At 34.8% G+C, this 13,634-nt stretch carries 9 protein-coding genes; all 9 read left to right on the forward strand.

Features of this window, described 5'->3' with window-relative positions; translation table 11 throughout:
* Positions 1-114: 114 nt before the first annotated feature.
* The 9 genes from Q0783_RS17290 (at position 115) to hydA (ending at position 13,629) form a co-directional block, all read left to right on the forward strand.
* Complete coding sequence (locus tag Q0783_RS17290; protein ID WP_298897239.1) at positions 115-2,004, forward strand: CocE/NonD family hydrolase; 1,890 nt, start codon at positions 115-117, stop codon at positions 2,002-2,004.
* Positions 2,005-2,017: 13 nt separating this feature from the next.
* The gene (locus tag Q0783_RS17295; RefSeq protein ID WP_298897240.1) at positions 2,018-2,980 is read left to right on the forward strand and encodes an alpha/beta fold hydrolase; all 963 of its coding nucleotides are present in this window, start codon (positions 2,018-2,020) and stop codon (positions 2,978-2,980) included.
* A gap of 100 nt (positions 2,981-3,080) precedes the next feature.
* On the forward strand, positions 3,081-3,902 hold the full coding sequence (locus tag Q0783_RS17300; protein ID WP_298897242.1) for a hypothetical protein: 822 nt from the start codon (positions 3,081-3,083) through the stop codon (positions 3,900-3,902).
* Positions 3,903-4,123: 221 nt separating this feature from the next.
* Complete coding sequence (locus tag Q0783_RS17305; RefSeq protein ID WP_298897244.1) at positions 4,124-5,593, forward strand: CoA-acylating methylmalonate-semialdehyde dehydrogenase; 1,470 nt, start codon at positions 4,124-4,126, stop codon at positions 5,591-5,593.
* Between the two features lie 53 nt (positions 5,594-5,646).
* Positions 5,647-6,981, forward strand: a complete 1,335-nt coding sequence (locus Q0783_RS17310) for an aminotransferase class III-fold pyridoxal phosphate-dependent enzyme (RefSeq protein ID WP_298756998.1) — start codon at positions 5,647-5,649, stop codon at positions 6,979-6,981.
* A gap of 60 nt (positions 6,982-7,041) precedes the next feature.
* Positions 7,042-9,000: a serine hydrolase domain-containing protein gene (locus Q0783_RS17315; protein WP_298897245.1), complete on the forward strand. Its 1,959-nt coding sequence runs from the start codon at positions 7,042-7,044 to the stop codon at positions 8,998-9,000.
* A 19-nt stretch (positions 9,001-9,019) separates the two neighbouring features.
* Positions 9,020-10,678: an NCS1 family nucleobase:cation symporter-1 gene (locus tag Q0783_RS17320; RefSeq protein WP_298897246.1), complete on the forward strand. Its 1,659-nt coding sequence runs from the start codon at positions 9,020-9,022 to the stop codon at positions 10,676-10,678.
* A gap of 1 nt (position 10,679) precedes the next feature.
* Positions 10,680-12,194 carry a sodium/proline symporter gene (locus Q0783_RS17325; RefSeq protein ID WP_298897247.1) on the forward strand — a complete coding sequence of 505 codons (1,515 nt, stop codon included), beginning with the start codon at positions 10,680-10,682 and terminating at the stop codon, positions 12,192-12,194.
* A gap of 49 nt (positions 12,195-12,243) precedes the next feature.
* Positions 12,244-13,629: a dihydropyrimidinase gene (gene hydA, locus Q0783_RS17330; RefSeq protein ID WP_298897248.1), complete on the forward strand. Its 1,386-nt coding sequence runs from the start codon at positions 12,244-12,246 to the stop codon at positions 13,627-13,629.
* The last annotated feature ends 5 nt before the right edge of the window (positions 13,630-13,634 follow it).

Consider the following 13,634-nt stretch of genomic DNA (forward strand, 5'->3'; position numbering starts at 1 on the left):
GCAAATTTAAACTATTAATCGACATATGCTTTTTTTTGAATCATCTAATCATAAATTAGTGTTCTAATAAATTTAGAATAGATTATCTTTAAGCTTTAAAAATTTCCAACTATAATGAAAAAACTAATTATCCTTGCTTTAATAGCTATTATATTCACTAATTGTAAGCGTACTGAAACACCTGTTGTAGAGGGATCGGAAACCACAGAAGTAGAAGATACGTATTCGAAAGATAACTACACTAAAAAAGAAGTCATGATAGAAATGCGTGATGGAATCAAACTCCATACGACTATCTATTCTCCAAAGGACACATCGAAAGTGTATCCAATTCTTTTGAAACGTACGCCATATAGTTGCCGACCTTACGGAGAAGATAAGTTCAGTAAAAAAGTAGGACCAAATAGATATCTTATGGAAGAAGGCAATATAATGGTCTACCAAGATGTACGTGGTCGCTGGAATAGTGAAGGTGTTTATGATAACATGAGAGCATTTATTCCAAATAAAACTGGAGATCAAACAGATGAAGCTAGTGATACTTATGATACCATAGAATGGTTAATCAATAATGTAGATAACAACAACGGCAATGTTGGTACTTACGGTATTTCATATCCTGGGTTTTATGCGACATATTCTGTACTGTCTGGACACCCAGCGTTAAAAGCATCGTCCCCTCAAGCCTGTATTGGTGATTTTTATTTTGATGATTTTATTCATAATGGTGCTTTTTTATTGAGTTATTGGAGAGCAACCTCTGTTTTTGGTTATATGAAAGATACTCCAACAAAGGAAGCTTGGTATGAGTTCCCTGATATAGGAACTGAAGATCAATATCAGTTCTTTTTAGATGCTGGACCTTTAAGCAATCTTGATACATATTATGATGAAGACAACGTATTTTATGAACAAATAAAAGCGCATCCTAACTATGATGAGTTTTGGCAGAGTAGAGGAATTATTCAACATTTAAAAGATATCAAACCAGCCACACTTATTGTAGGAGGTTTGTTTGATGCTGAAGATCTATATGGCCCATTTAATACCTATTCGAGTATTGAGGAAAATAGTGACAATTTCAATTCTGTTGTATTTGGACCTTGGAGTCATGGTGATTGGGCTAGAACAAAAGAGCGACAAGTGATTGGTAATATTCATTTTGGAGATAACCTTTCAGATTATTTCCAGAAGGACATAGAAACGCCTTTCTTTAATCATTTTCTAAAAGGAGATGCTAGTGAAAATGTAAACTTGCCAGAGGCACATATGTTTGATACAGGTAAAAAAGAATGGTCGAGTTTTGATACTTGGCCACCAGAGAATACAACAAAGGAAAGTTATTTTATGCAGCCTTATGAACGATTAACACAACAAGCAAATCGTAGGATTGCAACATCAGATTTTGTGAGTGATCCCAAAAAACCTGTGCCTTACACCGAAGATATAAAGGTCGTCTTTACACCACGTAAGTTTATGACTGATGATCAGCGTTTTGCAGCTCGGCGTCCAGATGTATTGGTATTTGAAACTGAAATTTTAGAAACTGATATCACCTTAGCTGGAGATATTTTGGCTAAACTTAATGTATCTACAACTGGGACTGCAGCAGATTGGATTGTGAAAGTTATTGATGTGTATCCATCAGATATGGAAACACCTGATGATAATGAAGATGTTCAAGACCATTTGAAGCTTAGTAATTATCACTTGATGGTGAGAAGTGAAACCATGCGTGGTCGTTTTAGAAATAGCATGAGTAATCCAGAACCTTTTGTTCCTAATCAAAAAACAGCTGTGAATATTGAGCTGCAGGATGTATTTCATACTTTTAAAAAAGGACATAAAATACAGGTGCAAGTTCAAAGTACATTTTTTCCTTATATAGATGCTAATCCGCAAACCTATGTCGACAATATTTTTCAGGCGAAGGAAGAAGATTTCAAAACGCAAACTCATAAAGTATATAACGATTCGTCAATTGAATTCACTATTTTAAAATAATAGATCAAACTGCATGCCTATAGTAGAATCGACCTATAAGGTGCCGTTTTTGTTTAGAAACGGATTTATAGCTACAGTATATTCAGGTTTATTTCGCAAGGTCAATGGACTAAAACAAGAGCGTGAACGCATAGAAACCCGAGACAAAGATTTTTTGGATATTGATTGGAGTTATGCCAAAAAAACATCAAACGAAGTAGTGATCTTGCTTCATGGCTTAGAAGGTCATGCACAACGACCTTATATTACTGGAACAGCTAAATTATTCAACGAGAATGGAATTGATGCAGCTTCAGTAAATTTTAGAGGCTGTAGTGGAGAAGATAATCGGTTTTATAATAGTTACCATTCTGGAGCAACAAATGATCTAGATGATGTGGTTCAATATTGCATTAAGAAAAAAGGATATTCCAAGATTTATATTAAAGGTATTAGTTTAGGTGGAAATATCACACTCAAATTTTTAGGAGAGGATCGACTAATTCCCAAAGAGGTTAAAAGAGCAATAGCGATATCTGTTCCTGTGCATCTTACAGGTTCGGCTAGAGAGTTACATACATTAAAAAATAAGGCTTTTGCTATCAGATTTAGAAAACATTTGGTAGATAAACTTAAAAATAAGATTAAGACATTTCCTAATCACATTTCTCAAGAAGAGATACGTTCTATTAAAACCCTTAGAGATTTTGATGAAGTGTATACGTCGAAAGCTCACGGATTTAAAAACGCGCTTGATTATTATGAAAAATGTAGTAGCCTTCAGTTTTTAAAAGCTATTCAAACACCAACATTGCTTATCAATGCGCTTAACGATTCCTTTTTGTCTCATGAATGTTTTCCTGTTAAAGAGGCTAAAGCTAATAAACATCTCTATTTAGAAATGCCAAAGTATGGTGGACATGTTGGGTTTGTACAACGCGGAAATATCTATTACAACGAAAAACGAGCTTTAGAGTTTATCACTAAATCCATCTAAATGGATGCTTTTATAGCCTGAACTTGAAAACTTTTTCGTAAATTTAAGTTCTCCCTTACAATACTAATTAGTAGATAATTAATCTTTTAAATCATTTGTTATGAAAACTATTAATGCTATTAATGGTATTGCCTTGCATTATGCGAGATTGCCACAACACCCTTACGGAACTATTGGAAGACCACAAGATTTTAAAGTAGAAGAGGGTTTCTTTGAAATTTTAAAGACTGCTTTTGATGAGGTCTTTACAAATTGCCCATTAGGAAAACCAAATGTAATTACTTGCGCTGGAATTTTAGTAAACAAACCAGGTCATCATGGTTTAGGAAAGGCATTTGATTTAGATGCTATTTTTTGGGACGATCATACATTGATTACCAATAATTTTATTCACCAAAAAGAACTGTATTTAGGTATAGAGTCTTATTTGCGGAAACACTTCGGAATAGTACTCAATTACTTGTACCCAAATCATGCCGATCATTGGCACTTTGATACTAGTGTTAATGTAGACTATAACGAATCGTCAAAATCTGAAACCTTGTATTTACAAATGGTTTTAAAATATATCTACGGAAAATCAATTATTGTTGATGGTATTTCGGGACCACAAACAAGAGCAGCTACAAGAGAAGTATTTGATAGGTTAGGAGTGAGTTCACCAATAACAACTAAGGTCAACTATCTGAAATTTTTAGACCTTACTGGTAAGATAGCTTTTAAACTAAGTGAAGAAAAGGTATCGCCATTACAACTCTTAGAAAACTTAGAAACTGTGGTTGAAAACTTACCAACTGATAATAAGCATGGTGTAAGTCAGGCTCTTAATTCCTTTGTCATGCATCAAGATACCTCTACATGGTTAAATAGTCTCAATGATGATCACGATTTAGAATCAATTATTGATGATGTAATTGCATAATAGAGCCAAAAAGTCTGTATTACATTTTTTGAAAATCAAGTTTTAATTAATAATTATTCAGTATAATTTTTAAATTATTATTGATACTTCACTAAAAGGTGTATTTCAATATATATTTCATATATTTGATTAGAGTGTGATTAGAAATCCTTAAAACTAAGGGGTTTTTATAGCATTCTTATTTTTTGTTCAATTATTAATGAAATTAATCTGATAAGCTGATGATGAATGTTAGTGATACACTTTCCGAAGTAAAAAATTATATAAATGGCAAATTTGAAAGAAATGAACAACATACGATGGATGTTTTAAGTCCGTTAGATGGTAGCAAAATTTCTTCAATTCCATTATCTACAACACAAGATGTTGATGCTGCTGTTCAAGCGGCTAAAAAAGCATTTCCAGGCTGGTCAGAAATGACCTTTAAAGAGCGGGTTCAAATATTCTTTAGATATAGAAATCTATTAGAACAAAACATAGAGGAGCTTACCAATTTAGTGCAACTTGAAAACGGGAAAACATATGGTGAGGCCAAAGCAGAAGTAGAAAAAAGCATGGAGCTTTGTGAATTTGCTGTATCTATGCCGCAAATTGTTGTTAATGAAGTTCAGGAAGTCAGTAAGGGTGTAGAGTGCCGAATTGAACGTAAACCTCTAGGAGTTGTTGCTTCTATTACGCCTTTTAATTTTCCAAATATGGTACCGCATTGGACACTTCCTAACGCTTTAGTTTTGGGAAATACGATGGTTATGAAGCCATCAGAAATGGTGCCATTAAGCACTGTTCGTATGGCCGAACTTCTTAAGGAGGCAGGTCTTCCCGATGGTGTGTTTAATATTGTCAATGGAGGTAAAGAAGTTGTTGAAGCTATTTGCGATCATCCTTCAATAGAGGCTGTTTCTTTTGTTGGATCCACCAAAGTAGCCAAAATTGTTTACAAACGCGCTACGTCTAATTTAAAACGATGCGTGGCTTTAGGTGGAGCTAAAAATCACTTGTTGGTGCTACCTGATGCCAACCCAGAAATGACAGCGTCTAACGTTGTAGCTTCAATGTCTGGTTGTGCTGGCCAGCGCTGTATGGCAGCATCAGTAATGGTAGGTGTGGATAAAGTACAGCATATTATTGATCGTATGGTTGAAGATGCAAAAGCTATTGTTCCTGGAGATAATCTCGGATCTGTCATTACTGCTGAGGCTAAAAAGCGTATTGAAGGCTATATTGATGAAGCTGAAAGAAATGGAGCTAAGATATTATTAGATGGACGTCATGCAACAGTTCCTGGTAAAGAAGGCGGCTTTTATGTAGGGCCTACTATTATAGATCATGTTACGACAGATATGTCTGTGGCTCGTGAGGAAATTTTCGGACCAGTAATTTCTATCATTCGTGCTAAAGATTTGGATGAAGCTATTGAAATTGAAAATGGTTCCAATTATGGTAATGCTGCTGCTGTTTTTACACAAAGTGGCGGATTAGCAAAACAAGTCATGAAACGTGCAAGTGCTGGAATGATTGGTGTTAATATTGGAGTTCCAGTGCCTAGAGAGCCTTTTTCTTTTGGTGGATGGAATGAATCCAAATTTGGAGTTGGCGATATTACTGGACGTAGCTCAATTGAATTCTGGACGCAGAATAAAAAGACAACTACTAAATGGAATCCAGAAGCACAAACGAACTGGATGAGTTAATTTATTGTTTAGATAAAAACAAATAAGACTCTATTAATCAACTATTTAAATGAATGAATAATAAACAAATCGTAAAGGATAATTTAGACTACACTTTATTCTCTTGGGGGAAACAAGGAGGATTGAACCCAATAAATGCTTCTCATGCTAAAGGCTCATATGTATACGATAGAGATGGAAAGAAATATCTAGATTTCACTTCGCAGTTAATGAATGTAAATATTGGCCATGGTGATCAACGAATTACAGAAGCAGTAACAAAACAAATGCAAGAAGTTAGTTATGTCTACCCTGGAATGGCAACTGACATTCGTGGTCGTTTGGGCAAAAAACTAGCTGAAATAACACCTGGAAATTTAACCAAGACATTTTTTACCCTTGGAGGCGCAGAGGCTATAGAAAATGGTATCAAATTAGCTCGGATGGTTACAGGTCGTCACAAGATTATTACGCATTACAGAGCATATCATGGCGCTACATATGGAGCAATAACTGCTGGAGGAGATCCTAGAAGATTTCCGGTAGATGGACAAGCAATGCCAAGTGTGGTGCATGTGGAAAATCCTTATGCTTATCGTTGTCCATGGAATTCTTCTTCAATAAAAGAATGCGGTGAGCGCGCTTTAGCTCACCTAGAACGTGTCATCCAATTTGAAAACCCAGATAGTGTTGCAGCTATTCTATTTGAAGGCGAGTCTGGTTCTTCCGGCTGCTTAAAATATCCGCCTATGTATTTGAAACATGTTCGTGAACTTTGTGATAAATATGGCATTATGATGATTGATGATGAGGTCATGAGCGGGTTTGGTCGTACAGGAAAAATGTTCGGAATTGATCACCATGGTGTCACACCAGATATCATGTGTTTAGCTAAAGGTTTAACTTCAGGTTACTTACCACTAGGTGGTGTTGTAGTGACCGATAAAATTGCAGAGCATTTTAATGATAATCCAATGATTATTGGACTAACGTACTCTGCGCATCCAACATTATGTGCTGCTGCTCTAGAAAATATACGAATTATACAGGAAGAAAACTTAGTTAATCGTGCTGCTGAAATGGGATTATATATTGAAGCAGAAGTAGAAAAATTAAAAGCAAAACATCCTTCTATTGGTGATTTTAGAAACACTGGGCTTTTAGGATGTATAGAACTGGTTAAAAATCGAAATACCAAGGAACCTACTACACCTTGGAATGCTAAACCTCATGAAATGGAAGCTACACAAAGAATGGCTTCTAAAATTAGAGAGTTAGGTATGTTCACATTTGTGAGATGGAATTGGATTTTTATTGCGCCTCCATTAAATGTAACCAAAGAAGAAGTGGACGAAGGCTTAAAAATTATTTCCCAGGCAATTTCTATAGCTGACGAATATTGTAATTAAATACATTTCTACTTAAGTAGAAAACGGATTAAATCTAATTAATTTAAAATCTGATAGGTCATGAAAACACTTTTAAAAACCTTAGCTGTATTATTTATTACTACAACGCTAAATGCTCAAGACATTACAGGAAAATGGTATGGCCTTTTAGAAATACCAGGAAATTCACTGCGAATTCATCTTACAATTAATAAATCGGCCGATAACTATTCAGCGATAATGATGAGCCCAGATCAAAGCAATCAAGAAATTCCTGTATCATCCCTGTCTTTTGAGAATCCTAAACTAACTGTTGAAGTTACCGATCTTCAAGTGATTTATAATGGAGAGTTGAAGGGTAAAGAAATTAATGGAACGTTCACTCAGAATGGAAATAGTTTACCACTAACCTTTAAACGAACAGAAAAGGTCAAAGAAAAACCCACTACGCTTGAAGATCAAATAGATGAAATATTTGCGTCATGGGATAATCCAAAATCGGCAGGCGGAGCCGTTGGAGTTATGAAAAATGGAGAAGTAATTTATTCCAAGGCATTTGGTGCAGCTAGCTTAGAATACAATATTCCAAATTCTCCAGAAACCTTATTTAATATTGGTTCTGTCTCCAAACAATTTACTGCCATGGGTATCGTATTACTTCATGAACAGGGCAAATTGTCGGTTGATGACGATATTCGCAAATACTTAACTGATTTGCCAGATTTTGGTCATAAAATCACCATTAGACATTTATTGCATCATACAAGTGGTTTAAGAAGTTTACATGCGCTATTTGGAATTGCAGGATGGCGTGATGATGACTCTAAAACTAATGCAGATTTAAGGCGAGTTATGAAGTATCAAACAGATTTAAATTTTAAACCTGGCGATGAATATTTGTATTGTAACACAGGTTATATGTTTATGGCAGATATTATTGAAGAAGTTACTGGTGATAAATTTTCAGATTGGATGAAGAAGTCAGTATTTGATCCTTTAGGAATGACTAACTCTTATGCTGAAGATAAGTATAATAGAATAGTGCCTAATAATGCTACGTCTTATAATTATAACGGAGAGGCTTTTGAACGTGCAGTTGAATATTGGGGTTATGTGGGTTCTGGTAATGTACATTCTAATACCAATGAGTTGTTAAGTTGGTTATCTAATTTTTACGCGCCTAAGGAAGGATGGGAAAGCGCATTTAAAATGTTGGAAACCCTTGATACATTTAATAATGGGAAACCAAATAACTATGCCTTCGGAGTTGTAATCGATGACTTTAATGGTAAAAAACGTATTCAGCATAATGGAGCTGTTGGAGGATTCAGGGCCTCAGCTAGTTCATTTCCTGAGGAAAAATTGAATATTGTGATTTTATCTAATTTTTCGTCTTCTAATATTGGTGGTAAGAATAATGCATTATCTCAATTATTTATAGAGGCAAATAATCAAACAAATGAATTCAAATCTAAACTTCCAGATGCTATAACTTCCAATTCTAAAGACCTGAAAAAGTATGAAGGACAATTTTGGAACAATAAAGAAAGTTACGCACGAAAAATCTATATTAAAAATGATACGCTAATGTATCACCGTGCGCCTGGAAACGAAAATAAACTTGTACCCATTGGTAAGTCTAAATTTAAAATGTTAGATGTTCAAGTAGACCTAGTTACAGAGTTTGTTTTTAAAAACAATAAACTGCAAGAAATGCTAGTGTTAATTGATGATGATGCACCAATAACCATGGAAGCATTTGATACTGTTTCACCATCTAGTAATGACAAAAAAGCCTATGTAGGTACCTATTATAGTCCAGAATTAGAAACACAGTATCGTTTTTACTTAGAAAATGGTGACTTAAAGTGGAGGCATATAAGGCATGGAGAATTTCCTGTGCAATTTATAGGTAAAAATATATTGCAAATGGTTCCGGGAGTGGTTATAAAGGTTAAGCGAAATTCCAAGGATCAGATACAAGGTTTTTATGTTACAAATGGTCGTGTAAGAAATCTTTGGTTTGAAAAAGAAAATTAGAATAGATACCTGTTTCTAAATGAATAAAGATATAGTAGAATTACACGAAGACGTTTCCGATTCACCTTTATACAGTGATGATTTAGCTCCTGTTCCTTCAAATCAACGTACTTGGAGTAAATGGCATTTAGCTGCTATTTGGGTTGGTATGGCTGTATGCATTCCTACCTACCTGTTAGCATCTTATATGATAAAAACGGGATTAAATTGGTATGAAGCTTTGATTATTATTGGTTTAGCTAATTTAATTATTACCATACCAATGGTGCTCAATGGTCACGCAGGAGTGAAGTATGGTGTACCGTTCCCAGTGATAGGTCGTGCTGCTTTTGGAACAAAAGGTGTCCATTTGGCTTCAGTAACTCGTGGTGTTATTGCTTGTGGTTGGTTTGGTGTTCAAACATGGATAGGAGGTTTGGCTATCTATGCTATTTTCAATGCTATAACTGGTTCTACAGGTGAGCTCGGATTGTCTATTGGTAAGTTTGTGGGCTTTGCTATATTTTGGTTTGTTAACATGTACTTCATCTGGAAAGGTACAGAAAGTATTAAATGGCTCGAAACCTATTCTGCACCAATACTCATCATAATGGGATTGATTCTGATTTATTGGAGTTATTCAAAGGCAGAAGGCTTTTCAGTAGTTTTGGATCAAAGTGTACAATTAGAAAAAACAGCAGCTACCATCACTGAAAAAGACGATAAGTTTTATCTTAATTTAAATGTTTTAAAAAGTAAAGAAGGTGCGCTAAAAGCTTCAGAGTATAATATCGTATCAGATAAAAGTTCAACTTGGGAAACATTTACTTCAAATCCTATTCTAATTCCTTCTGCTGAAAATATCCAAGTGCAATTTAGAAACAATGATGTTTTATCGAGTGTTGTAACTGCAAATGCAATTTCAGAAAACTCTGGGAGTAAATTGTGGAGTTATTTACTGTGGCTTACTGCTATGGTGGGATTTTGGGCAACAATGTCAATTAGTATTGCAGATATTACACGCTATGCAGCAACGCAAAAAGACCAAATTGCAGGACAGTTTATTGGATTACCAGCAACAATGATGTTGTACTCTTTTGTTGGTATCTTCGTGACTTGCGCTGCAATCATTAATTTTAAAGAGATCTTAATTGCTGATGATGCGCCTTGGGATCCAGTGTCATTAATCGCAAAGTTTAAAAATCCAGTAGTTGTAATTGTAGCACAAGTTTTTATGATTATTGCAACCTTGAGTACAAATATTGCAGCAAATGTTATAGCACCATCAAATGCATTTTCAAATCTATGGCCAAAAAAAATAAGCTTCAAAAAAGGAGGGACGATTACAGGAATTATTGGCATACTTATTATGCCTTGGTGGTTACTAAATGAAATTTCTGGCTTCTTAATTTTTGTTAGTGGACTTCTAGGGCCTGTTTTAGGGATTTTGATTGCAGACTATTACGTAGTAAGAAAAAAACGGTTGAAACTCTCCGAACTGTATAAAGAAGATGGGATTTATTCTTATAAAAAAACTGGATTTAATAAAGCGGCAATGATTGCATTGTTTATTGGTGTATTTGCAGCTCTGATTGGATACTGGGTTCCAGCATTGAACTTTTTGTATTCATTATCTTGGTTCACAGGGTTTATCATTTCTTTTGTTTTGTACTGTATTCTAATGAAAAAAACTATCTAAAGTGATTACAAAGTATATCATATTATTCATCTATTTTTCAATCCTCTTTTTTATTGGATACATCGCTTCTAAAAGAATTAAGACTACTAAAGATTATTATGTAGGAGGGAAGAAATTGAATTTTTGGGTTGTTGCATTTTCTGCAAGAGCTACTGGAGAATCGGCTTGGTTACTTTTAGGACTTACTGGTTTAGGTGCTATGGTCGGTGTTTCAGCATTTTGGGTCGTATTAGGAGAAGTTATTGGAGTAACAGTCTCCTGGTTTTTTATGGCTGAGAAATTCAAAAAACTTTCAGATGACTATAACTCAATAACAATCCCAGACTATTTAGTAAGCCGATTTAAATCTAAAACAAACACGTTGCGCATTGTTGCGGCAACAGCATTGTCATTATTTGTAGTGATATATGTTAGTGCACAAATTGATGCCACAGGATCAGCATTCGAATCGTTTCTGGGCTGGAATTATTTTACTGGAGCAATTGTAGGCTTTTTTATAGTCTTAGCTTATATTTTTTCAGGAGGTTTTGTGGCTGTTGCTTGGTCTGATTTATTCCAAGGCTTAATTATGCTTTTGGGCTTAGTAGGATTGCCTATAGTTGCCTATTTTTCAATTTCATCTAATGTATCTATATCTGAAGGTTTGATAGCTTTAGACCCCTCATTTTTAAATATTTGGGGAGAAGGAGGCTTTAGTTTAATAAACCTCTTTACAATTTTAGGGTTTCTATGTATTGGTTTAGGCTTTATGGGATCTCCTCAATTATTTGTGCGATTTATGTCTATAAAAAGCACAATAGAAATAAAAAAAGGACGTTGGGTGGCTTTTGTGTTTACCATCTTAACAGATTCATGTGCTGTACTTATTGGAATTTTTGGTAGATACCTTTTGACATCTGTCGATGCAGATCCTGAGGTGATTTTAGGTAATGGAGCGCAAAATGTGTTACCACTTTTAGTTGAAAGAATAATGCCGCTTACATTAATTGGGATTTATATTGCAGCTGTTTTATCTGCAATTATGTCTACAATCGATTCTCTATTAGTTGTGGCGTCTAGTGCCATATCTAGGGATTTTTATCAGCAAATATTTAAGCCTAATAAAACTGAAAAAGAACTGGCGAAAATATCTAAAGGCATTACATTTTTGTTAGCAATATTCGCACTATTGATTGCAATGATTGTTGCAGTTACAACTCCCGAACGCACCATATTTTGGTTTGTCATTTTTGGCTGGTCTGGTATTGCTGCTACGTTTTGCCCAACAATTATTTTATCTCTCTTTTGGGATAGATTCAATGAAAAAGGTGCCATTGCTTCTATGATTACAGGATTTTTGTCTGTTCCACTCTTTAAATTTGGCTTTGCCTCTTTAGATACTATAGGTGTTTATTTTGAAAAACTTGGAGAACTAGGACCTTCATTTATTTTAGCCATAATAGTTGGAGTAATCGTGAGCAAAATTTCAGAAAAGAATACATCAATAAGTCAATTAAATAGTGATGATACTCATTAAAAACTTGTAAATTTAAGAAATCGATTAACTTATAAATTTAATATCGGACATGTCAATTTTAATAAAAAACGGCCAAATAGTAACAGCTTCTGAAAGTTATATAGCAGATGTTTATATCGAAGCTGAAAAGATTATCGCTATTGGTAAAGATTTAAATTATCAAGCAGATAAGATAATTGATGCTACTCATAAACTTGTGTTTCCTGGAGGTATTGATCCTCATGTGCATTTAGATATGCCATTTATGGGGACCTATTCAAGTGACGATTACGAGACAGGAACACGAGCTGCGCTTCATGGAGGTACTACAATGGTTATAGATTTTATTTTGCAAACTCAAGGTGATACACTTCACAATGCATTAAAGACCTGGCAACAGAAATCTCATGGAAAAGCAATAGGTGATTATTCATATCATATGGCTGTGACCGATTTTAATGATGATGTTGCAAAAGAAGTTGTGGAGATGATTGAAGAGGAAGGTATTTCCTCCTTTAAGACCTTTATGGCTTATAAAGGTGCTTTGATGATTGATGATGGTCAAATGGTACAACTCATGAAGGTTGTTAAAAAGCATGGCGGTTTAGTCACTGTACATGCGACTAATGGTGATATGATTGACTCATTAATTGCTAAAAATAGAGCTCTTGGAAATTTATCTCCATTATATCATTATTTGTCTCAGCCCGAAGTAACCGAGGCGGAGGCATCTGCCCGTTTTGCAGATATGCTAAATTATACTGGTTGCCCTGGTTATATTGTCCATATGACTTGTGAAGGTGCTCTAAATGCTGTTAGAAAGGCGACACAACGTAATCAAAAAGTTTTTGTTGAAACATGTACACAATATTTAATGCTAGATGCGTCTTTATATGAAAATGACTTTGAAGGCGCTAAATGGGTGATGAGTCCACCATTAAGAGAAAAGAAAGATCAAGCTGCATTATGGTCAGGTATAAATCAAGGCTTGGTTCAAGTGGTCGGTACAGATCATTGCCCTTTTATGTGGGAACAGAAGAAAATGGGGAAGGATGATTTTTCAAAAATACCTAATGGACATCCAGCAATAGAACACCGTATGGAATTGTTGTTTTCAGAAGGTGTTCATAAAGGAAAGATCTCCTTGACAAAATATGTTGAAGTGAGCTCAACTAATGCAGCTAAAATTTTTGGAATGTATCCTAGAAAAGGAACTATTGCTATCGGCAGTGATGCAGATATTGTGATATTCGACCCTAAAAAAGAACATACTATTTCTGTAGAAACCCATCATATGAATTGTGATTACTCTGCTTATGAGGGTCAAAAAGTAACAGGAAAAACTGAAACTGTAATTTTAAGAGGTCAAGTTGCTATCAAAAATGAAGAATGCCTTTTAAATGCAGGTCACGGACAATTTATTCCGAGAGGAAAAACATCAAAAACAGTAATTTAGAATTA

The sequence above is a fragment of the uncultured Psychroserpens sp. genome, assembly GCF_947500255.1.
Taxonomy (GTDB): domain Bacteria; phylum Bacteroidota; class Bacteroidia; order Flavobacteriales; family Flavobacteriaceae; genus Psychroserpens.